Genomic DNA, 22,369 nt, shown 5'->3' with positions numbered 1-22,369 from the left:
TTGAACTAAAAAAAGAACAGTTATGAGAAAAATTATTTATACTTTTTTAATTATCACTTTTAGCATCGGTGTAACAGATTCGTTCATTATTTCATCACAAACATTCATAAACGGAACGAACAACGTTCAGAAAGAGTCAGATGAAATCACCCAACCATTTTATTCTGCAAGTCCCAACCACAGAGAAATCGTCCTTAAATCTTTTGAACTAGCAGTAGTGGCAGGCTTTGATGATCCATCACTTACAATTCAGGAAATTAAAGATAGATTAGAAGCCGGAGCTTATAGCGAAGATTTTGAAGCAATTCCCGGAATAATCGGGGACCATTTCCCGAATCCATGGGGTCAAGGACCTGAATTTGATTTTGGCGGGTATTATTCCTTCTCCAAAATTCCTTATGGATCATACAGAAGCACTTTGAGCGGCTGGTACCGCGGACTAAATCATGGTTATGATCCTGTACAGGAATTTAAATGGCCGGGAGCTAACTCTACAACAGTCGAATGGGCTAACTATTCATGTAATTCATATATTTGGGAAAATGCTGTTCAGTTATATCTAAGTGGTGAAAAAGCAAAAGCTTACCAATGTCTTGGTCATATACTTCATCTGCTTGCTGATCTCTCCATTCCTTCTCACGTAAAAATAGTTAACCACGGGATGGATGTGGTTGAATTGAATCAAGGTACTCCGTTGAATCCTGACAAACTTGAACTGATTGTCGACGAATATGAACATGCAATTTCAGGTGGATTAATTGTTCCATCTGTAGTTTACATTCCAAATGTATTAAACGAATTTCGATCCGCTATAAATCTTGTGGACACTAATAATATTCCCTGGTATTCTAATTGGCAGGATTATCTGATTGAACTTGTTAAGTACACTTATAATCATCCATTAGTTAATCAATTCTACTTAGCACCAGCACAGAGTGGCGGATGGGGCTCAGCTCTTGATGAAAATGGCATAATTAAAAATCCCATCACGTATGCTACCCTGCCCCTGGTTGAAATAAATAATGAATGGTTTGAATTAAAAATTAAGAGTACCGCAACTGCTACTGGACCCATCCTTCCGGAAAATAAAATGATTGTACTATGCAACGATTTTGTTCCCAAAGCAGTTGAATATGGTGCGGGATTATTATTAAAATTTTATGATACTGTAACTGATGTTGAATCAGAAATTATCTATCTAAATGAATTTGTTTTGTTCCATAACTACCCCAACCCATTCAACCCAAGCACAAAGATAAGTTGGCATTCGCCAGTAGGCAGTCATCAAACATTAATAATTTATGACGTGCTTGGAAATGAAGTTGCAACTCTTGTTGATGAATACAAACCTGTAGGTAATCATGAAGTTGAGTGGAATGCGAGCAATTATCCAAGCGGTGTGTACTTCTATCAGTTGAAGACAGAAAATTTCATTGACACGAAGAAAATGATTTTAATACAATGACTAATAACATTTATCCAAAAATATTTTAGGAGGACAAAATGAACATTAAAATATTCTCGATGGCATTTATTGTGTTTTGCGTTATTGAATTATTCCCCCAGAAAGTTGGTGAAGCGTATGCTTTAAACATCAATAACATTTATTTACCATTAAACAATAAAGGTGTTTTAGCCGATGCCAATATTCCCCCACTTGGTTCGGGCGGACAGTTTGCAGAAAATGTTTTCCTTTTTTCAGCTGGCTTCTTTTTAAGCGGATTTAGCAACGGAACTTTGTGGGCTAATGCTGTTGCTTCTGCTTCATTAGTTGAGGATTACTTAAAAGGGCCTTTCGGTGATCCTTATAATTTCAACGCAGTACTTTATAGATTGAGAAGTAATGATATTCCTTTCGGACAAAGTTGGGTGGATTGGGTAGATGCCGTAGCACTTGGTGCTGATTTTTACGATGGTGATCTGGATGGCTTTTACAATCCAGTTGATCTAAATGGAAATAATCAATGGGATCCAAATGAAGATCGTCCTGATTTGCTTGGCGATGAAATGCTCTGGTGTGTTTATCACGATGGTTTGCCAGCATTACAAAGGCGTTGGAATACAGTTGAGCCACAAGGTATTGAAATCAGACAAACGGTATTTGCTTATTCAAGCTCACCTTATTTACAGAATACTATTTTCATAAGGTACAGGATTAAGAACACTGGTGTAGTCGCTAATGAAATGACTGATGTCTACTTTGGAGTTTGGGGTGATCCTGATATCGGAAGTGCTACCGATGATCTTGTTGGCTGTGATACTTTGTTACAAAGCGGTTTTACTTATAATGATGGATCAGATCCCGTATACGGCAATAATCCACCAACATTCCTCGATAGATTTTTAGCTGGTCCAAGAATTTATATCCCTGGTGAAACTTTCATTGATATTAATGGAAATGGAAGCTACAACGAAGGAATTGATACTCCGCTTGACACAGCTTTTGTTCATCGTGGACAGTTTCTTGGTGTCACACTATATCCAGGGGCAAAAAATCAAATCCTTTCTTCATCAATTGAATATCGAAATGGCGATCCGACTTTGAATGATCCCAATACAGCTTTCGAAGCAAGAAATTATATACTGGGTCTTGATAAAATCGGGAATATGATTGATCCGTGTACTTTCCCTTACGGAGATGTGAGAGGTGGTATTAATTGTGCAGATGTCAATCCATTCTTTTGGTTATCCGGTGATCCGGTTACCAATACTGGCTGGATAAATAATTCAACAATTGATCAAAGACAAATGCAAAATATTGGCCCCTTTACTCTAAAAGCAGGAGAAGAATATGAAGTATTTGTGGCTTATGTTGTGGGTCAAGGAAGTAATGCACTAAATTCAATAACGGTAACAAAAGATCTATCAATTAGTTCTCAAATTCTTTATGATCTCAACTTTGATGCTAACAATGTACCAGTAGAACTTTCTTCCTTTACTGCAGTATCAGAATTTGGTAAAGTAAAACTGCATTGGACCACCAGTACTGAAACAAACAACCTTGGTTTTGAAATCGAAAGAAAAATAATTGGTGGAAATGAAAATAATGAGTGGGTAAGAATCGGTTTTGTTCAGGGTTCCGGGACAACAACTCAAATAATTAACTATAACTATGTTGATGATGTAAGAGAAATAAAAACTAATTCATTGGTCTACAGATTAAAACAAATTGATTACAATGGCAGCTACGAATACAGCGATGAAGTATTGATAGATAATTTAGCACCCGCTTTCTATAGACTAGATCAGAATTATCCGAATCCTTTTAATCCTGCGACAACAATTTCATATGGTATTCCGGTAAAGTCGAACGTATTAATAAAAGTATTTAATTCATTGGGCGAGGAAATTAAAACTCTTGTTAGAGAAGAAAAAGAAGCAGGTACTTATATAATTGAGTTCAATGCAAGTGGTATACCAAGTGGAGTTTATTTCTATCAGTTAAAAATTGAAAACTTTATTAAGACAAAAAAGATGATATTAATGAAGTAAAAAAAACAATAGAAGGTATGAATGAAAAAAATAATTATATCTCTGATTTTTATTTTATTACTTATTCTAATTTCTTTCTCTGACATTCAAGCTCAGGTTGATACACTTTGGACAAAAACTTTTGGAGGAAATTCTGGCGACTGGGGATATTCGGTTCAACAAACCACTGATGGAGGATATATTATCACTGGAAAAACTTTAACGTTCGGTGCGGGTGAAACTGATGTTTGGTTAATTAAAACCGATGTCTCTGGTGAAATTATTTGGACAAAGACTTATGGTGGTGTATCAATTGATGAAGGTTTAGTAGTTCAGCAGACTACAGATGGAGGATATATTGTAACCGGTATGACAACATCATTTGGTTCATACAACAATTATGTCTGGCTTATTAAAACAGATGATTCCGGTGATACACTCTGGACTAAAACTTATGAAGGAAATTATGGTAGTGCAGTCCAGCAGACAAGTGATGGTGGATATATTATAACAGGAACTACCTCATCAGGCTCTGGTAACGAAGATGCATTATTAATAAAGACTGACATTTCCGGTAATATTATTTGGATCAAAACTTTCGGAGGTGTATATACAGATGGTGCCTCCTGTGTTCAACAAACCCTTGACGGTGGTTATATAATTACCGGTAATACCTCATCGTTTGGACCCGGATTGTATAATGTTTGGTTAATTAGAACTAATGCTTCAGGAGATACACTCTGGACAAAAACTTATGGCGGAAATGATGATTATTGGAGTCATTCTATTCAGCAAACGTCTGACGGTGGTTTTATAATTGCAGGAGCTATTTTTCAAAATAGCATCGGTAACTTTGATATTTTATTGATTAGAACAGATGCCTTTGGAGATACGCTTTGGATAAAAAATTTTGGAGGTGCTTTAGATTCATATGGTCATTCTGCTCAACAGACTTCTGACGGTGGATTTATTATAATTGGAAGAATTGATTATTTTATTCCACCTCGTAATGACATTTGGTTAATTAAATCAGATGCCTTTGGTGACACGGTGTGGACAAAAACATTTGGTGGAAATTATGAGGATTGGGGATTTGCAGTTGAACAGACTCATGATAAAGGGTATATAATTACTGGACATACCAGTTCATTCGGTACTGGTAGCGAGGATATCTGGTTGATTAAAACCACAGCTGATTTAACCAACATTGAAACGACAACCGGAATAGTGCCATCAGATTTTTCTTTATCCCAAAACTACCCCAACCCGTTCAATCCTTCAACGGTAATCAGTTATCATTTACCTGTGCGCAATAATGTGACTCTAAAAGTTTACGATGTTTTAGGTAATGAAATTTCAACCCTTCTTGATGAATACAAACCTGCAGGAAGCTATGAAGTTGAGTGGCTTGCAAGGAATCAACCAAGCGGAGTTTATTTCTATCAGATAATAACTGATGAATTCATTGCGACCAGAAAAATGATTTTAATTAAATAATCTAAATTATTTAATGAAGGTTGATATGAAAATAAATCATACTGTGTCATTATTTATTATACTATTAATAAATAATAGTTATCCTCAATGGTTTTGGCAGAATCCATCTCCACAGGGTAATGGTTTAAGAGATGTTCATGTATTTAATGAAAATGAGGCCATCTCAGTTGGTGAAGTTGCAACAATATTAAAGACAACTAATGCTGGTCAAAATTGGATGGATATTTCTTTTGAAACAGGAATTCCCAGATCGTATACATCTGTATATTTTATTGATAATACTGGATGGATAAGCGCAATAGGTTTCGAAGGTCCTGGTGCTTGGTCGTTAATACTAAAAACAACAAATGGAGGAGAGAATTGGACGGTTGATAGTCTCGGTGTGTTTTGGCTTAATAGCATTTTCTTTGTTGATGAAAATACAGGTTGGAGTGTTGGATACAATGGAATCATTATTAATACTACAGACGGTGGCGAGAGCTGGAATTTTCAAAATTCTGGAACGAGTCAAAAGTTAAGCTCAATTTTTTTTAGCAATAAAAATACTGGATGGGCAGTAGGAGAATTTGGGATTATCCTAAATTCAATAGATGGAGGATTGAACTGGAATATTCAGAATAGTGGAACAACATTAAACTTAAACTCAGTCTATTTTATTGATACAATTTCAGGGTGGGCTGTTGGGCAAGTTGGTACGATCGTACACACTACCGACGGAGGTTCAATATGGAATTCACAAGAAAGTGGTGATTTTTCAAGTCTCAGTTCTGGCCATTTTAATAACATGATCGGATGGGTGTGTGGAGGAAGCACAATATTGATCACCACAAACTCTGGTGCCGATTGGAATCAGCAGCAGAGCGGAACGACTCAGGCCTTACTTTCTATTGATTTCTCGAATAGTAATACTGGATGGATAGTTGGCACATTTGGGACAATTATCCATACAACAAATGGAGGACAAAATTGGGATCCTCAGTCAAGTGGATCTATAGTACATCTAAATTCAACCTTTTTTCCTGATTTCAATAATGGTTGGGTTGTTGGTGTCGATGGCTATATCTCACATACAACCAATGGTGGAACAAATTGGAACACTCAAACAAGTGGAATCACTGAGAGTTTAAATTCTGTATGCTTCATTAATTCTAATAATGGATGGATCGTTGGAACCGATGGAGTAATAATAAATACATCTAATGGCGGATTGAATTGGCATTCACAGATGAGTGGAACGACTCACGATTTATATTCAATCTTTTTTATTAATCATAACACAGGTTGGGCAGTCGGGAATTCTGGTACTATAATAAATACAACAAATGGTGGAATTAACTGGGATTTTCAAACCAGTGGAACAACGGAATCGTTAAGCTCTACTCACTTTATTGATATTAACTATGGATGGATAGTAGGAGAATTTGGGGTAATTCTTAATACAACGAATGGTGGAATAACCTGGAATCAGCAATCAAGTGGAACAACAAATAATCTGCTTTCGGTTCAATTTGCAAATCACAATATCGGATGGGCAGTCGGCGAGGCAGGTACTATTTTAAAAACGACTGATGGAGGTCTTACATGGTTCGCTCAGAACAGCGGAACATATTGGTTGCTATCTTCAATCGATATAGTAGATAATATTACAGTTTTTGCAGATGGATATTTTGGGACTATACTCAAGACTACCGATGGTGGAATCAACTGGGAAATTCAAGCAGTTGGAACCAACTTTGACTTTGAAGAAATCTTTTTCTTGGATGAAAATACTGGCTGGACGATTGGGAAATTTGGCACGATAATGAAAACAACCAATGGTGGAGTCACATTTATCGAAAATAACTATGATGTAAAAACACCCAACTCAATACATTCTTCATCAAAACTACCCCAACCCATTCAACCCAAGCACGATAATTAGTTGGCAGTCACCTGTCGGCAGTCATCAAACATTAAAAATTTATGACGTGCTCGGTAATGAAGTTGCAACACTTGTTGATGAATACAAATCCGCAGGCAATTATGAGGTTGAATGGAACGCGGACAATTATCCTAGCGGAGTTTATTTCTATCAGTTGAAGACAGAAAACTTTATTCAAACAAAGAAAATGATTATAATTAAGTAATTTTTTATCTTACTTTTAAGAATTGGAGGCTATCCTTAATGAGAAAATTATACCGATCTCTATCGATTATTTTATTTGCTTGTTCAATCATTTTTCCTCAAAAATTCCACTCAAGGTTTAAACAATATACAATTTCGATTCCTGTCATTTATGTCCCCGGCATTATGGGCTCACCTCTCTACGATGATATCAATAATAACAATCTCTTAACAACTGATGAAAAAGCATGGGTCGGACCTCAATTTATTACACAAAGTTTGTGGCTGGCTGATAATGGAATTGATCCGATTGGAAACTTTAATATTAAAGTTGCACCACTGCGAAATGATACCGCAAATACTCTTAGAGACGAATTGATTGATGTTCCGATGGATTTATTCAAAGGATTTTTTGATAACCTTGAAGCAAATGGATATCTACTGGATGATTATGATGACATACATAATGAAGGAGAAAACCTATTTTGCTTCACTTATGACTGGAGAAAAAACAATTTGACGAATGCAGAACTTTTATCAACCTTTATTGATAGCGTTCTTACCTGGGCTAACACCTCTCAAGTAAATCTTATTGGGCACAGTATGGGTGGAATTGTTTCCAAATCCTGTATAAAAAATTTCGATAATACAAGAATTAAAAACATGATCTTTATCGGAACACCACATCTCGGTGCACCTGAAGTATTAACCGTAATGCTTAAAGGAAAGCTTTTTGAATGGATTAATTTCATAAACGAAGCTGAGTGGTGGATCATAAGATTTTTAGCAAGAAATCTTCCTGCCTGTTACCAGTTGATTCCAACATCTAGTTATTTTGATCTTTCACTTAATAATGGTGTTTCATCTGGAGTCGAAATCTACTCACAATGTTTTCAAATACCAGATGGCAGTTATCTAAATTATCCAGAATTAATTAACTATCTGAGAGATTATGAAACTTGTATTTTTCCGGTTGAAACTTTAAATGATGAACTTTTATATGCATCAGAAATCTTCAAACAATCAACTGATACTGTAGATTTTTGCGATGTTAATGTTTTCAATATTGTCGGGCACAATATTTTAACCATTGGAAAAAATAAAATAAACATTGGTGGCTTTCCAACATATTGTAACTCAGTTGAATACTCACGAAACCTGAATGGTGATTTCACCATTCCGGTTCGTAGTGCCGAACTTATCAACGGACAAATATTTGAGTACACTTATTATGTACCAAATATTCCTCAGGAAGCAATGCCTGGTTCACAAGAAACACTTGATATACTGCTTGGAATTTTTTCCGATCCACCAAATTATTACTTCCCGCAATTTGCAACACCGCCATCAAGTTATAGTGAAGTAATCCCCGGTGTAGAAAATGAAATCGAGGTTTCAAGATCTTATTATCTCTCTCAAAATTTTCCTAATCCGTTTAATCCTTATACAACTATAGTCTATTCAGTTCCACAAACTGTGTTAGTCACATTGAAAATTTATGATGTTTTAGGTAGAGAAATTGTCACTTTGGTGAACGAGGAAAAACCTGCAGGTAGTTATGAAATAACATTTTCTCCTGGAGACTTGCCAAGCGCGGCTTATTTCTATCAGCTCAAAACTGATTTTTTTATTGAAACAAAACGCATGCTCTTACTTAAATAGGACTAAGTTTTTACAAATCCATGACAATTTAAGCGCGGCAGGTACATATACTTGCTTTAAATTTTTAAGTATAAAAATAAACGGAAATAAATATGAGAGATTATCTTAAATGCGTTTTATTGCTTATCTGCTTTGCAGCAATTTTTCAGAGCAACTCTCTTGCTCAACATACCCCCAATATTCTTAAAAGTAATCAACTCTATCTGGAGTTAGGAGGTAACGGTCTGATCTATTCTATTAATTATGAAAGGTTATTATCTGAAAATGTTACACTTCGCGGAGGTTTTGGTGTGACACCGGGAATAATTTTCGCAGAGGGCACATTTATCCATATTCCGGTTACAGTTAGTTATTTAATTGGAAGTGAGACTTCAAAATTTGAAGCTGGATTAGGAGTGACATACTTCTCCGGAACTGATGTTGAAGTTTTTGGTCTGCCAGCAGGTGATCAATCACTTGTATTTTTAACGGGAATTGTTGGTTACAGATATATTAGTCCAAGTGGGTTTGTATTCCGGATCTTTTTTACTCCGTTATATAGTAAAGAAAGTGATCCTGATTTTATTCCAACCGGGGGACTGAGTTTTGGTTTTATGTTTTAATTAACAGAAAACAATAAGAGGAAAAAATGCTAAAAAAATACTTTATATCGTTTCTCATTTTATCATTTCTAAATTTAACCGGATGTTATTACTCCGCTGTAATGAGTAAAGAGGAATTAGATAAGGGGAAATATCAATTAGATTATAAAGATGAACTTTATTGTACAACTAAAGACTATACAAGATATCATTTTTCTCCGGGGAACTATTCAATTTCTAATGATTCACTCGTTGGAAATGGTGCAATCGAAAGTCATTCTCCTATTACTCCGTTCAAAGGTTCGATTCCAATTAGTGACATTACGAGCTTTGAACAGAAAAAGGTTGATACTGGAGCAACAATTGGTTTAATTGCAGGAGTTGTAGTCGTTGGTGTACTTGTATTCACCTTAATCCTGGCAGCTGAAATCGAAGACGATCTTACTCAATAGAAAGAAGTAATATTAAAATGAAAAACGTAATTAATTTTTTAAGCTTCAATATCCGACGCTTTTAATTCGGATTAGTGAAAGATGAATTATGTTTATTAAAATCATAATTGTTTTTTTTTCGATTGCACTATCATCTTATGCTCAGAAAGCTGATAGTCTGATTCAAATTTATCCTGCATTAGGTGATACTCTCTCACTTTTCGAGAGAAATTATTTCGGATTGTACAATGAAATTGAAGATTTTCATTATGCAGTATTTTACTTAAGCGAGAAAGACTCTTTTATCAGCAAATTATATTCAAGTAATAATGATACGGTGGATCAGCAAATAAGGATTCAGAATCAATCGTCACTGGATAGTCTAAAAAAAATAATTCAGTTGATCGATATAATGAATAGTGAACTCTTCAAAGATCAGCCTGATATTTTATTATCAACGAAAGATGGAAATGTAATAGAAGCTCAGCTTGAAATGTTTGATGAAAATTATCTCTATATAATTGCTAGTGATATAACTGCCGAGCACACTGGTATGAACAGATACAGGATCCCTGCAGCTCAGGTTACTGAACTTACTCTGGAAGGCAGTTCGAATGTTCTCGCCGGAATGTGCATTGGCGGTACTATCGGATTAGTTATCGGCGCACTAGTTTCTTCAAGTATTAAAAGTAATTCTCACAAAGGTCCTGATTCATTTGATAACTGTGCTGCTGATATGGATGAGTCGTTTAATGCGGCTGCTGCGTTTGTTGCAATTGCGTTAGGAGCATTCTTAGTGGGAACTTTTATTGGCGCCGGAACCTCATCGGATGACCAGGTTATTTATATTGATTCAAACATGGACGTACTGAAACTAAGAGGTCATTGTGCGTATATCCTGAACAAAGAAATTCTTAAGGATAGAAAGTACCATGATATCTATTGAAAAGTTTTTAAATATGACATTAATAAAAAAATATATCTGTGCTATTCTTACAGTTTCGTTTTTCCATTACACAGGATGCTACTCCCATCAGCAAATTCAAAGGTCAGATGTAAAAACATACCTTGATGAAAACGCCAAGGAGGAAATAACTATCAGGACTACAGATTTTAAGGAATATCATTTTGATAGATTAATGTACGCTGTTAGAAACGATACTGTTTTAGGGACTGGAGAGTTGCTATTCTTCAATAGCTCAGTTCCATTTCAGGGAAAGATTGCATTAGATGATATTGTCGAAATAAGGGTTAAGGAAACAGATGCGCTGGGTTCAATTTTTACCGCTATTGGTATCTTAACGATCGGAGTATTGACAGCCGTGATTGCATCAGTAGCAGTTGAAACAAGTAATTAAAGTAAATAACTAAATATCACAGGTGTTTTATGAAGACAAATAATCTGAAATATTATATGGCAACATTAATTCTCAGCGGAATGATCATCACAGGCTGTTCTGTAGGGAATGAAACAATAAAAACCACAACCATCTATCTGCAGGAAATCGAAATTGATGGCCTATAAATCAATCTCCTATTCATTTTACTGACAGTACAGAGACTCCATCAATTACCTTTTCACCAAGATTTTCATATACCACTAAAAATGATGTGAGCGGTAAAGTAGCCGGACATACACTTGTCAATGAGTACGGATTTTTTGAAGTGGATACAATTTTTAATCCTGATGGAACCATTAACCGATACGAAGAAGTTTCCGGAGCCAACAGATTTCAATACCAGGATAATAATCTTTTCTGGTCTGTTCCTTCCGTTAATGCAGGACTTGACATTGACATAAAGCTTACCCGAAATCTTGCTCTTTTTGGTGGTGTTAATTATTCGAGTGAGAATAATAAAAGTCTGTGGGGAGGAAATTTCGGGCTCGGTTTGTTTGGTGTCGGTAAAAATTATATTGCATTCAGACTAGATGCCGGTGCTCATATTCAATCAATCGCGTACGATGCATACACTGTTGAATCAGTAGAATATACAGGATCATCAGGTGCAGATGATTATGTTATATTTTATCATGATGTTGATGAGACATCGCATTTCAATCCATTCATCAACCTGACGATTAATTCCTGCTCTCCTGATTGGATATTTAATTTTTTCGTAAATGCAGGATACAGCTGGCAGACTCTCGCAGATTTTGAACCTGCTGAACCGGATGAAGACTACTATGATGAATACTACTACTTCGATTTTTACAGGGAAATTGTATACGACTTACGGGGAGAAACTACAATCGGGTTTTTTCATTTTACTCCGGGACTTACGTTTGATTTTGGTGAGTATACACGACTGCTCGTTGGAACAAGATTTTATTTTATTTCTCAATTAAATGAAGCCTCTTCATCACTGTTCGTTATGCCTATGATGCAAGTGGATTTTACATTGTAGCATTTAATGATAAGAATATGAATTTATTACCTTAAATATTAGAAAGAGTTTACTTTCCTTTGACAATTGAATAAATCTTGATTACTATTCTTATATCGTATTTAAAAGATTATGCAAGGAGAATGAGATGAGCGAAAATTCCTCAAAACTTAAACTATTTGATGTCCCGCAAATTGAATCAATTCAGGAAATGCTGATCAAATCAGCAAAGACCTACACAAACAAACTTGCTCTCGAAGATTTAACTGATTATCCTATTTCAAAAGTAACATATACGAAACTTTATGAATATACGATACGGTTTGGCAGCTCGCTCCAAAAGATTGGACTGAAACCTAGAGACCACGTTGCAGTGATTGGTGAGAATCGTGTACAGTGGGCAATTGCATTTTTATCATCGATGATGTTTGATTTTGTAATTGTGCCTGTTGATAAAGGTCTTCCTCACGGAGATATTTTAAATATTATACACGAATCAGATGCATCTGCACTGATCTTTTCCGGCTCGCTTATGGATTTATTCAAAGAGAAAAAAGATGTTTTGGTGAAATTAAATCACTATATCTGTATGGATACGGAAAAGCACGAGAATGATATTTATTCAATGACTGAGATGATAAAAAGTGAAAACATCACAGATATTCTACTACCAAAAATCAATCCTGACGAGGTTGCAGAGATAATCTATACTTCAGGTTCTCTTGGCAGAGCAAAAGGTGTTATGCTCACTCAAAGAAATCTTGCAGTTAATCTTGTGGCTATGAGACAAATGGTAACTATTTATCCTGAGGATAGGTTTCTTGGAGTGCTTCCGATTCATCACACATATCAATGTACCTGCGGATTATTATGTCCTTTATATTCCGGAGCTTCAGTTCACTTTGCACGTTCTCTTAAAACTATTCCTGAAGATTTAGCAAGTTCCAAACCAACTGTTCTTCTCGGTGCACCTTTGTTATACAACAAGATGTACAATAAGATTTTGAAAAAGATCCAATCAAAAAAATCATCATCGATATTAGTTAATCTTTTTATAAACATTACTGACATTGCTCAAAATTTTGGACTAAAAAGTTCAAAGAAACTTTTGTTTGGAAAAATTCATAAAACTCTTGGCGGAAATATGAGGTTACTCATTGCCGGAGGTGCTGCACCGGATCCAAAGGTATCTAAGTTTTTCCGGGAAGTTGGTTTCAATATAATTCAGGGGTATGGATTAACCGAAACATCGCCGATACTTGCTCTTAACAGATTAGATAATTTCAAAGATGCCGCTGCAGGATTACCATTACCAAATGTTGAAATAAAAATCGATAATCCTGATAAAAAAGGAGTCGGAGAACTTATTGCAAGAGGTCCCAGTGTTATGCCCGGTTATTATAAAAATCCGACAGCCACGAAAGAAACTTTTGAGAACGACTGGTTCAAAACCGGAGATTTGGGATACTTTGACGAAGAAGGATTTCTTTTCATAAACGGAAGGAAGAAAAATGTGATAATCGCAAACAACGGTGAAAATGTCTATCCTGAAGAAATAGAAGATATACTAAACCGTAACCAGTATGTTCTTGAGAGTATGGTTTATGGTGAAGAAGATGAAAAGCACGATGAAAGAATTGTCGCTCTTATAGTTCCTGATACTCCTGCATTTATCGAATACTCAACCAGTAATAGTATAGAAATAACCCCTGAATTAGTTGGACAAATGATTTCAGATGCCGTCAAAGAAACAAACAGGCAATTACCTGCATTCAAGCAAATAAAAAATTTCTATATCCATGAGCATGAACTGGAAAAAACGACGACACAGAAAGTGAAACGATATGCAGTCAACGTAAAAGAGATGACGATGGTTTGATTAACCGGGATAAGAATATGAGACTTAAAGACAAAGTAACAATTATTACAGGTGGTGGCCGTGGAATCGGTAAAGCTATTGCCCTTGGTTTTGCAAATCAGGGTTCGCACATTGTTGTTGCTGCACGTACTGAATCTGAAATAAAATTAGTTGAAGATAAAGTAAGGAACCTCGGCAGAGAAAGTCTGGGAATTACTTGCGATATTTCTGATGAAGATCAGGTGAAGAACCTGATAAGTGCTACATTAAAGAAGTTCAACAAAATTGATGTACTAATTAATAATGCAGGTATAGGCTCTATGCGCCCGGTATACGGAACACCGCTTGAATCATTTGAAAAAGTTTTAAAGGTTAATCTCACAGGAACTTTTCTCTGTACAAAACACGTCTGGCAGCCGATGAAAAATTCCGGCGGAGGTTCGATAATAAATGTTTCGTCTCTGGGTGGTTTGGTTGGTTATCCAATGCTTTCTGCTTATTGCGCAAGTAAGTGGGGACAAATAGGATTCACAAAAGCTTGTGCTGAAGAAGGAAAGAAAGATAACATTCGCGTTAACGCTATTGCACCGGGCAAAGCTGATACAGCAATTCGAGCAAAAATAAAAGAAGATAAGACCAAAATGCTCACACCAGAAGACCAGGTAGATGCATGCATCTTTCTTGCTTCGGATGAATCAAGATATATAACTGGTCAGGTGATCTCACTCGAGTGGTTCGGAGAGGAAAAGTAAATATATTTGTCATACGTTACCAAATTCCAACAAACTAGTATTGTCATTCCGTGCTTGACACGGAATCCATAACCAAATTCCAATCCTAGATTCCGGTTCTTCTCCGGCAGTTGCCGGATCGACCGGAATAACAATATAAACAAACTCTTACATCCCTTTTACAATTCCCTGACAATTCCTGACTCCTTATAATTTATTCTTCTGGTAGAAGAAAAAATTATTAACAGGTAATAAAATGTCAGGCAATTCGATAAAAAATAAAGTAATCGTAGTTACAGGTGGTTCCGGTGGAATAGGGAATTCTATCGTGAACAAACTTGCGTCATCTGATGCAAATGTTGTTGCGGTCTTCAACCAAAATCTTCCATCTTATTCCTTGAATAAAAATATTCTATGGCTCCAAGCGGATGTAACTAATCCAGATGATATTGAAAAGCTTTTATCGTTTACATTTCAGAAATTTGGAAAAATAGATGTACTTATAAATTGTGCCGGAATTCTAGAACCGGGTGAATTTTCAAATCTCGAAGTACATCAACTCAGAAAAATGATCGATGTGAATTTAATTTCGACACTCATTATTACTCAAAAATTACTCTTAATAATGAAATCTCAAGGAAGTGGTCACATAATTAATATTGGTTCACTCGGAGGAATTGTTCCGATGCCCTATTCAGCCGTTTACAGCGCAACAAAATTTGCACTGAGAGGATTTACATTTTCTCTTTTCGAAGAATTACAAGGAACTAATGTTAAAGTTAGTTTGATAACTCCCGGTTCAGTTATTACAAAAATGCTTGACAACGAAGCACAATCCGACAAATCCTCAATCTCCTTTTTAAGCAAACCTATCAGTCCAATAGATGTTGCTAATGCTGTTTTGCAGGTAATTCACAAACCGACAATTGAAAAAATAATTCCGTTCAGTCAATCATTTGCATCAAAGCTGCTGGTCTTTTCACCAAAGATTTTTTCTATCGTTTACAAATTATTGCACAAACTTGGCTTATCAGGAAAAATAAAATATCTCAACCGCTACTGCAGTTTTAGTTTGATGAAAGGAGTTCAAGATGAATACTCTATCAGTTGAACAGTACCCTGTTCTCTCGTATAAATTTTTGAAGGCTTACATTATAACAATGAGACCCTACCTGATGTTCGTTTCAGGAGCGACTACAATTGTTGGTATGTCTTTCGCACAAGAATTAGAAATAGCAAAAGCAATTCTGATTTTCCTTGCTGGATTTTTATCTTATGGATTCGGACAAGCATTCACCGATTGCTACCAGATCGATACAGATTCAATATCCTCTCCTTACAGACCGCTAACACAAGGAGTGGTAAACAGAAATTATTTTCTCATTTTCAGTTCAATTGGTTTGCTGTTTTGTATTTCTGTATTCGCATACTTCAATCCTATCAACATTGGACTTGGGACATTAGCAGGATTCGGACTTGCAACTTACACTGACTTTAAAAGAAAATGGTGGGCAGGTCCTTTCTACAATGCATGGATTCTTCTTGCTCTATTTGCAATGTCATATTTCGCTGCAGTTGGTAAAATCAAAATAGATATAGCTAATCCGATTTTCATAGTTGCTATCATCTCTGTCTTCTTTGGTTATGCAAATTTTGTTCTCACTGGATATTTCAAAGATATTTCCGCAGACAAAGCTACAAATTACAATACACTTCCTGTTAAATATGGAAGAAAAATTGCCTCTGTAGTAAGTGACGTTTTCAGTGGAATCGTAACCATATCTTTATTTGTTCTAATAGTTATTCTTGCTCTAGATTCAGTTCCATTTACGAATCTAATTATCGCTTCTGTTTTCATTTATGTTGGAATGGGAATGTCTATGGCGACTCAAATTTGCTTGCATACTGTAACTTCTGATAAAGAAGCATTCCGCGCAATCGCTCCGTGCGTACATAGTTATATTCTTACATTGTCAGGACTGGCAATCGTAAACAAGCTGGAATGGTCTGTAGGTTTGATTTTGTTCTACCTTTCTTATCTGCTTACCCTAAAGCTCAGGCCGGCTAAGGATCAGATATAGGTGATAAAATGATTGTTGTGTTAAATAAAAATTCTTGTGGTGGGACAGCATTAAAAAAGTGGGAAAGCATTTACAAACATTTGCATCTCAATGGTTCAACTGAAACTTTTATTGTTGGAAAAAACGGACCGGTCGATAAATTTATTATTGACTCGGTGAGAAGTGGCAAAACTGATTTTGTAATTGCCGGCGGTGATGGCTCGATCAATTATTTTATAAACAGATGCATTAATCTTTTGAAACCGGAAATCCTAAGCCAAATAAACCTTGGTGCTGTTGGTATTGGTTCGAGTAATGATTTTCATAAGCCATTTTCTCAACAAAATGTTCTTAATTCGATTCCATATAAATTAAACTTTAAAGAAGCCATTAGCAGGGATATTGGCTGCATTCAATACGAATGCGATGGTAAGATTTTAAATAAATATTTTCTCATCAACGCAAGCCTCGGAATAACTGCTGAAGGGAATCATTTTTTCAACAATCCGGATTTCATTTTACAATATCTTAAAAAGATTAACACTCAAGCAGCCATTATCTACACAGTACTCAAAAACATTTTCACATATAAAAATTTTCAAATAAAATTGGAGGTGAACAATGAATCCTTTACATCAAATATCTCAAACCTGGGAATACTTAAGTCACCGTATTTTACAGGCAAGCTTAGATTTCAGTCTGATCCTCTGTTTAATAACGGTTTGTTCGATGTTCATCTATATGATTCATTATCGAAAATAAAATTGCTGAAACTGTTCTATAAACTAAGCAAAGGAAAATCCGATAATGGGTTGAATAAAAAATTCTGGCAAACAAACAGAATAAAAATATCTTCTGAGAAGGAGTTTGCAGTGGAATTCGATGGTGAAGTAATCACAACAAAATGTACAGAATTTTACGTAATTCCGGAATTAATAAAAGTATGTATCAATTAAATGAAATATTGGAAAATAAAATCATCAACAACCTGATTTCAGGTTTTGAAAGATCTCCTGATCAGTTGAACAAACCACACGAAAGTGATGCGGAGATTGTTCAACTAGGTGAACTGAAACTTGCAATAACAACAGACAGCATTTCTGAAGAAATCTCAACCGAACTGTATGACGATCCATATTTAATCGGATGGATGATCGTAACTGTGAATATAAGTGATCTGGCAGCAGTCGGTGCAAAACCAATTGGAATTATTATTTCAGAAATAATCCCGAAAGATTTCAATTATGAAAAAATAAAGCAGCTTCAAAAAGGAATTTCAGATGCTTGTAAAGAATACGGCACCTACGTTTTAGGCGGTGATACGAATGAAGGCGAAAAGTTTGTGTTAACAGGAACAGCGATCGGAATAATTAACAACGAAAAGATTTTATCACGAGTTGGTTGCAAACCTGGTGACTTGCTTTACTCCTCCGGAAAATTGGGAATCGGAAATGCATATGCTATTTCAAAATTGATTTCTAAAACAAATAATCTTATAACATATAAACCTGTTGCGAGAATAAAAGAGTCTGAATTGATTTCTGAGTATGCTTCTACCTGTATGGACACAAGTGATGGACTAATTTCAACACTTGATCAGTTGATGCGATTGAACAATGTCGGATTTGAAATAACAGAAAGTCAAGAATCTTTGATTGACGATGAAGCAGTAAACTATTCTAAAAAATTTAGCATCCCATCCTGGTTATTGCTTGCTGGTCAACACGGTGAATTTGAATTAGTTTTCACAATACCCCATAACTTAAAGCACGAATTTCTGGAAGAAGCAAATGAGTATGGATTTGTACCAATTGAGCTTGGTAAAGTTATTTCAGAAAAGGAGATCAGAATCAATCTTCACGAAAAGTCTGTTGCAATCAATTCCGCATTTGTCAGAAATCTTCCATTCGAAACAAAAGGTGACGTCAATCACTATTTAAAGCTGCTTTTGGAGTATGATTCTGAACTCAGAAAATCTCACGATCTTCATTTTACATCCAAATGACAATTCCCTGACATCTGCCCCTCCCTTTCCTGTTAGATTACTGGTGGAAAGAATGAATATCTAATCACAGAAAGGAAAATAAAATGGCACAGACAAATGAATATATGGGCGGAGAAAATTTCGATCTTAGAGATATCCTAATCAGGGGAAGAAAAATGAATCTTAATGACAAAACTGAATTCTTCGATTCGTTCCTTGAAAGTTTAATGAGCAATAAGCAAATGCTGCATCTCAGATGTATTACAAGTGCTGCTGACAGAACCGTCACTGTAGTTGATGCGTACACTGGCGAAGTTAAAGATATGCTGATGTTTGGTTCGAATAATTATCTTGGTCTGGCAAATCATCCATACATAAAAGCATTTGTTCAAAAAGTTATTGAAAAGTATGGTGCAGGAATAGGTGGACCTCCTTTACTGAACGGCTACACAGGACTTCATCACGAACTTGAAGAAAGACTTGCTGAACTGAAAGGTGCAGAAGACGTTCTGTTATTCTCCAGCGGTTACGGTGCTAACGTCGGTTTAGTTTCAGCTTTAATGAACAACGAAGATCTTGTTGTTTACGATTCATACAGTCACGCTTCATTCCATGATGGAATTAAAATGTCCGGTGCACAGGCAGTTCACTTTTCACACAATGATGTCGAAATGCTCTCACAAACTCTGGAACGAACCGAATCAATGAAATTCAAAGATCGTTTCGTTGGAGTTGAAGGCGTTTATTCAATGGATGGAGATGTTGCACCGCTTGATTTAATTGTTCCGATTTGCAAAAAGAATAATGCAATCCTGATCCTCGATGATGCACACGGAACGGGAGTTATGGGTAGGAAAGGTTCCGGAACTGCAGAGCATTTTGGGCTTGATGGAAAAATTGATATCACGATGGGAACTTTCAGTAAAACTTCTGCAGTGACAGGTGGTTTCGTTGCTGCATCAAAATCAATAATCAATTATTTAAGATTTTTGCCAGATCTTACATGTTTTCTGCTTCGCTTCCGCCGACTGTTGTTGCAACAGTGCTCGCTGCACTCGATGTAATGGAAAAGGAACCTGAGCTGCATCAAAAGTTACAGGACAATATTAACTACACTGCTTCCTGCTTGAGGCAGCTTGGTTTTCCAGCAAATAATTTAACTGCAATTTTTCCGCTGATGGTTCCGGCAGAAATGAATATCAGAGATGCTTCGTATGAATTTCATCAGAAAGGAATTTTTCTTAATTCGATTGAATATCCCGCGGTTCCAAAATCACAGCAGCGTTTCAGAATAAGTGTGATGGCAACTCACACAAAGGAAGATATTGATAGATTGATGGAAGTAATTGCTGAAATCTGGAGAAAAAACAAAGCGGAAGCAAAAATGGATTCAAACTCTGTTAAAGTATTGGTTAATTAATAATGAAGGAGAAATGAAAATGAAGAAGCCAAAACTCCTGATAATCGTATTGTTTCAAAATCTGATTGACGAAAAACCATATTACGCGCGTAATCCAGCACCACCTTTGCCTGGAATTTTACTCGCAGGATTGACACCACCGATTGTTGAAGTTGAAGTTCTTCACGAAATGGTAAGACCAATCAACTACAATACTGATGCTGATTTTATTGCACTCAGTTTTATGGATTACATCTCTCCACACGCTTACCAGGTCGCAGAAAGATTCAGAGCGATGGGCAAAATTGTTGTCGGTGGCGGCAAGTTTGCATCAACATTTCCTGAAGAAGTACAGCCGCATTTTGATTCTATACTCGTTGGAGAAGCTCAAACAGTTTGGCCGCAAATGGTTTATGACATGGTCTATGGAAAGCTTAAGCCGCGTTATAAAGCTGGTTTGACTCCATCACTTGAAAATATTCCACCGCCAAGATATGATTTGGTTGAGAAGAAATATTTTTCACCAATTGTAACAGAAGCAACAAGAGGTTGTCCGCATCCCTGTACATACTGCCAATTGAATATTGTTCGTACTCCTCACAGAACAAGACCTGTAAATGATGTGATTAGAGATTTAACAAATACAGATGGTTTACCATTCTATAAAAGAAAAATGGCAATGCTGCTTGATAATAATCTTGGTGGCGATCTTAAGTATGCTAAAGAGCTTTTAAGAGAAATAGCAAAACTAAAATTTTGGGCAATTGGTGCACAATACAGTATCGAATGTTTAAGAGATGATGACTTTGTTGAAGCATTGGATGAAGCAAATTGTAGAATGTCTTTTCTGGGGATGGAATCATTAAATGAGGATAGCTTGCGTGGAGTTCAGAAAAAACAAAACAAAGTTCAGGAATACAAAGAGTACTTCGACAAACTTAATCGAAAAGGAATTTTGACGTTTACAGGATTGATGTTCGCACTTGATGAAGACACAAAAGAATATTATGAAACTCTTCCTGAAAAACTCGACGAAGTTGGCTGTAATGTTATTCTTCCATCCATTTCAATCCCTATTTATGGTACACCTTTATATGACAAAATTAAATCTGAAGGAAGGTTGGTTGATGAGAACATTACACACTACGAGGGTGATCATGTTCTTTTCAAACACAATAACCTGACTGAAGAAGAAATTTATGAAGCATACAGAAGAGTAAATAAAATATTCTATTCCTGGAAGAATATTTTCAGAAGATGGATGAAATTTTTAAGAAAGCAGTCAGTTCAGGAATCAATTCCACAGTTTATTATGAAAGTTTTGATATCGACAGTCATTTACTTCAAGCTTTCAATATTTCAAAAACATCATGCAACGGAGAGAGTTTTTAATAGAAACAAAGTGAAATCAGCAAAGGAATCACTAATTCCTTTCAAAGAATTTAGAAGTAAACAGTTCAAATCATTGCCGACAAATTGAAATGACTCAGTCAACTATTTCACAAACTTATATCCTACTCTTGGAACTTTAACAAGGTGTTTTGGTTTTGAGGGATCGTCTTCAATTTTTTTTCTGATGTTCAGAATAAAGTTATCTACGGTTCTTGTTGATGGATAATTTTCATAACCCCATACATCGTTGAGCAGAGTATTCCTGTCAATTACTTCACCTTCTCTTTCGATAAAATATTTCATTAATTTGAATTCCATTGCCGAAAGTTTTATAGAGATACTTGCTTTTTTTGCTTCCTGTTTTTTAAAATCAAAGTGAACATCACCGAATGAATACTCTTCTATATTTTTACTCATTTCTTTTGGGCGGCGTAATAAAGCTTTTACCCTCGCTAAAAGTTCCCTTGTACTGAATGGTTTGGTAACATAATCATCAGCTCCAATCTCCAATCCAATAATTTTATCAACTTCCTCTTTTCTTCCGGTGAGCATGATTATTGGCGTATTCACTCCATTTTTTCTTAAATCCCTGCAAACATCAATTCCATTTTTCTCTGGCAGCATCAAATCGAGTACGATAAGATCGAATCCATTTTCAATGGCTTTGTCATATCCCATTTGTCCGGACATTGAAGTTGAGACTTCGTAATGTTCTTCTTTGAGAGATTCTTCCAATCCAGTTATTGTTGCCGGATCATCTTCAATAATTAATATTTTTTTCATTATGCCTCCCGAAAAAATATTTATGAGAATC

At 35.8% G+C, this 22,369-nt stretch carries 22 protein-coding genes; 21 read left to right on the top strand and 1 reads right to left on the bottom strand.

The genetic code is table 11. From position 1 onward, the window contains the following. Positions 1-22 precede the first annotated feature (22 nt). The 21 genes from IPM14_04505 to IPM14_04405 all read left to right on the top strand — a co-directional run bounded on the left by IPM14_04505 (position 23) and on the right by IPM14_04405 (position 21,643). Positions 23-1,465, top strand: a complete 1,443-nt coding sequence (locus IPM14_04505; protein MBK9097382.1) for a T9SS type A sorting domain-containing protein — start codon at positions 23-25, stop codon at positions 1,463-1,465. 38 nt (positions 1,466-1,503) lie between these two features. Further along, on the top strand, positions 1,504-3,492 hold the full coding sequence (locus tag IPM14_04500) for a T9SS type A sorting domain-containing protein (GenBank protein MBK9097381.1): 1,989 nt from the start codon (positions 1,504-1,506) through the stop codon (positions 3,490-3,492). 21 nt (positions 3,493-3,513) lie between these two features. Continuing rightward, on the top strand, positions 3,514-4,968 hold the full coding sequence (locus IPM14_04495; GenBank protein MBK9097380.1) for a T9SS type A sorting domain-containing protein: 1,455 nt from the start codon (positions 3,514-3,516) through the stop codon (positions 4,966-4,968). Between the two features lie 25 nt (positions 4,969-4,993). Continuing rightward, complete coding sequence (locus tag IPM14_04490; GenBank protein ID MBK9097379.1) at positions 4,994-6,889, top strand: hypothetical protein; 1,896 nt, start codon at positions 4,994-4,996, stop codon at positions 6,887-6,889. After that, entirely contained in the window at positions 6,840-7,094 is a 255-nt protein-coding gene (locus tag IPM14_04485) for a T9SS type A sorting domain-containing protein (GenBank protein MBK9097378.1), read from the top strand. Before IPM14_04490 ends, IPM14_04485 begins: the two co-directional genes overlap by 50 nt. Positions 7,095-7,132: 38 nt before the next feature. Continuing rightward, positions 7,133-8,734, top strand: coding sequence for a T9SS type A sorting domain-containing protein (locus tag IPM14_04480; GenBank protein MBK9097377.1), 1,602 nt, complete (start codon positions 7,133-7,135; stop codon positions 8,732-8,734). A 92-nt stretch (positions 8,735-8,826) separates the two neighbouring features. Then, positions 8,827-9,336: a hypothetical protein gene (locus IPM14_04475; protein MBK9097376.1), complete on the top strand. Its 510-nt coding sequence runs from the start codon at positions 8,827-8,829 to the stop codon at positions 9,334-9,336. Positions 9,337-9,362: 26 nt separating this feature from the next. After that, complete coding sequence (locus tag IPM14_04470; GenBank protein ID MBK9097375.1) at positions 9,363-9,767, top strand: hypothetical protein; 405 nt, start codon at positions 9,363-9,365, stop codon at positions 9,765-9,767. Between the two features lie 88 nt (positions 9,768-9,855). Then, a complete protein-coding gene (locus IPM14_04465; protein MBK9097374.1) occupies positions 9,856-10,692 on the top strand; it encodes a hypothetical protein in 837 nt (278 codons plus the stop codon). Continuing rightward, on the top strand, positions 10,679-11,104 hold the full coding sequence (locus IPM14_04460; GenBank protein MBK9097373.1) for a hypothetical protein: 426 nt from the start codon (positions 10,679-10,681) through the stop codon (positions 11,102-11,104). The genes IPM14_04465 and IPM14_04460 overlap by 14 nt, the downstream gene beginning before the upstream one ends. A gap of 29 nt (positions 11,105-11,133) precedes the next feature. Then, positions 11,134-11,271: a hypothetical protein gene (locus IPM14_04455; GenBank protein ID MBK9097372.1), complete on the top strand. Its 138-nt coding sequence runs from the start codon at positions 11,134-11,136 to the stop codon at positions 11,269-11,271. Positions 11,272-11,357: 86 nt separating this feature from the next. Next, complete coding sequence (locus IPM14_04450) at positions 11,358-12,152, top strand: hypothetical protein (protein MBK9097371.1); 795 nt, start codon at positions 11,358-11,360, stop codon at positions 12,150-12,152. Between the two features lie 127 nt (positions 12,153-12,279). Continuing rightward, on the top strand, positions 12,280-14,010 hold the full coding sequence (locus IPM14_04445) for an AMP-binding protein (GenBank protein MBK9097370.1): 1,731 nt from the start codon (positions 12,280-12,282) through the stop codon (positions 14,008-14,010). Between the two features lie 17 nt (positions 14,011-14,027). Beyond that, on the top strand, positions 14,028-14,741 hold the full coding sequence (locus tag IPM14_04440) for an SDR family oxidoreductase (GenBank protein MBK9097369.1): 714 nt from the start codon (positions 14,028-14,030) through the stop codon (positions 14,739-14,741). Between the two features lie 235 nt (positions 14,742-14,976). Then, positions 14,977-15,831: an SDR family NAD(P)-dependent oxidoreductase gene (locus tag IPM14_04435; protein ID MBK9097368.1), complete on the top strand. Its 855-nt coding sequence runs from the start codon at positions 14,977-14,979 to the stop codon at positions 15,829-15,831. Next, positions 15,812-16,801, top strand: a complete 990-nt coding sequence (locus tag IPM14_04430) for a UbiA family prenyltransferase (GenBank protein ID MBK9097367.1) — start codon at positions 15,812-15,814, stop codon at positions 16,799-16,801. The genes IPM14_04435 and IPM14_04430 overlap by 20 nt, the downstream gene beginning before the upstream one ends. 8 nt (positions 16,802-16,809) lie before the next feature. Continuing rightward, positions 16,810-17,736 carry a hypothetical protein gene (locus IPM14_04425; protein ID MBK9097366.1) on the top strand — a complete coding sequence of 309 codons (927 nt, stop codon included), beginning with the start codon at positions 16,810-16,812 and terminating at the stop codon, positions 17,734-17,736. Then, complete coding sequence (thiL, locus tag IPM14_04420) at positions 17,685-18,785, top strand: thiamine-phosphate kinase (GenBank protein ID MBK9097365.1); 1,101 nt, start codon at positions 17,685-17,687, stop codon at positions 18,783-18,785. The genes IPM14_04425 and thiL overlap by 52 nt, the downstream gene beginning before the upstream one ends. 83 nt (positions 18,786-18,868) lie before the next feature. After that, on the top strand, positions 18,869-19,828 hold the full coding sequence (locus IPM14_04415) for a pyridoxal phosphate-dependent aminotransferase family protein (GenBank protein MBK9097364.1): 960 nt from the start codon (positions 18,869-18,871) through the stop codon (positions 19,826-19,828). Next, positions 19,768-20,184 carry an aminotransferase class I/II-fold pyridoxal phosphate-dependent enzyme gene (locus tag IPM14_04410; protein MBK9097363.1) on the top strand — a complete coding sequence of 139 codons (417 nt, stop codon included), beginning with the start codon at positions 19,768-19,770 and terminating at the stop codon, positions 20,182-20,184. The genes IPM14_04415 and IPM14_04410 overlap by 61 nt, the downstream gene beginning before the upstream one ends. Positions 20,185-20,203: 19 nt before the next feature. After that, positions 20,204-21,643 carry a radical SAM protein gene (locus IPM14_04405; protein ID MBK9097362.1) on the top strand — a complete coding sequence of 480 codons (1,440 nt, stop codon included), beginning with the start codon at positions 20,204-20,206 and terminating at the stop codon, positions 21,641-21,643. Positions 21,644-21,657: 14 nt separating this feature from the next. Here IPM14_04405 and IPM14_04400 read toward each other — a convergent pair whose 3' ends face one another. Continuing rightward, complete coding sequence (locus IPM14_04400) at positions 21,658-22,338, bottom strand: response regulator transcription factor (GenBank protein ID MBK9097361.1); 681 nt, start codon at positions 22,336-22,338, stop codon at positions 21,658-21,660. Between the last annotated feature and the right edge of the window lie 31 nt (positions 22,339-22,369).

It is taken from the genome of bacterium (assembly GCA_016716565.1).
Classification (GTDB): Bacteria; Bacteroidota; Ignavibacteria; order Ignavibacteriales; family Ignavibacteriaceae; genus IGN2.
The sequence above is the reverse complement of the archived record's forward strand: the minus strand, read 5'-3'. Positions and strand labels throughout refer to the sequence as shown.

Excerpts from the sequence above, each read along its gene's own strand:
- IPM14_04440 (MBK9097369.1), top strand. The coding sequence starts at position 14,028 with ATGAGACTTAAAGACAAAGTAACAATTATTACAGGTGGTGGCCGTGGA.
- IPM14_04435 (MBK9097368.1), top strand. The coding sequence starts at position 14,977 with ATGTCAGGCAATTCGATAAAAAATAAAGTAATCGTAGTTACAGGTGGT.
- IPM14_04400 (MBK9097361.1), bottom strand. The coding sequence starts at position 22,338 with ATGAAAAAAATATTAATTATTGAAGATGATCCGGCAACAATAACTGGA.
- IPM14_04470 (MBK9097375.1), top strand. The coding sequence starts at position 9,363 with ATGCTAAAAAAATACTTTATATCGTTTCTCATTTTATCATTTCTAAAT.
- IPM14_04410 (MBK9097363.1), top strand. The coding sequence starts at position 19,768 with ATGTTTTCTGCTTCGCTTCCGCCGACTGTTGTTGCAACAGTGCTCGCT.
- thiL (MBK9097365.1), top strand. The coding sequence starts at position 17,685 with ATGTACAGAATTTTACGTAATTCCGGAATTAATAAAAGTATGTATCAA.
- IPM14_04455 (MBK9097372.1), top strand. The coding sequence starts at position 11,134 with ATGAAGACAAATAATCTGAAATATTATATGGCAACATTAATTCTCAGC.
- IPM14_04405 (MBK9097362.1), top strand. The coding sequence starts at position 20,204 with ATGAAGAAGCCAAAACTCCTGATAATCGTATTGTTTCAAAATCTGATT.
- IPM14_04425 (MBK9097366.1), top strand. The coding sequence starts at position 16,810 with ATGATTGTTGTGTTAAATAAAAATTCTTGTGGTGGGACAGCATTAAAA.
- IPM14_04505 (MBK9097382.1), top strand. The coding sequence starts at position 23 with ATGAGAAAAATTATTTATACTTTTTTAATTATCACTTTTAGCATCGGT.
- IPM14_04495 (MBK9097380.1), top strand. The coding sequence starts at position 3,514 with ATGAAAAAAATAATTATATCTCTGATTTTTATTTTATTACTTATTCTA.
- IPM14_04445 (MBK9097370.1), top strand. The coding sequence starts at position 12,280 with ATGAGCGAAAATTCCTCAAAACTTAAACTATTTGATGTCCCGCAAATT.
- IPM14_04480 (MBK9097377.1), top strand. The coding sequence starts at position 7,133 with ATGAGAAAATTATACCGATCTCTATCGATTATTTTATTTGCTTGTTCA.
- IPM14_04465 (MBK9097374.1), top strand. The coding sequence starts at position 9,856 with ATGTTTATTAAAATCATAATTGTTTTTTTTTCGATTGCACTATCATCT.
- IPM14_04490 (MBK9097379.1), top strand. The coding sequence starts at position 4,994 with ATGAAAATAAATCATACTGTGTCATTATTTATTATACTATTAATAAAT.
- IPM14_04475 (MBK9097376.1), top strand. The coding sequence starts at position 8,827 with ATGAGAGATTATCTTAAATGCGTTTTATTGCTTATCTGCTTTGCAGCA.
- IPM14_04500 (MBK9097381.1), top strand. The coding sequence starts at position 1,504 with ATGAACATTAAAATATTCTCGATGGCATTTATTGTGTTTTGCGTTATT.
- IPM14_04415 (MBK9097364.1), top strand. The coding sequence starts at position 18,869 with ATGGCACAGACAAATGAATATATGGGCGGAGAAAATTTCGATCTTAGA.
- IPM14_04460 (MBK9097373.1), top strand. The coding sequence starts at position 10,679 with ATGATATCTATTGAAAAGTTTTTAAATATGACATTAATAAAAAAATAT.
- IPM14_04430 (MBK9097367.1), top strand. The coding sequence starts at position 15,812 with ATGAATACTCTATCAGTTGAACAGTACCCTGTTCTCTCGTATAAATTT.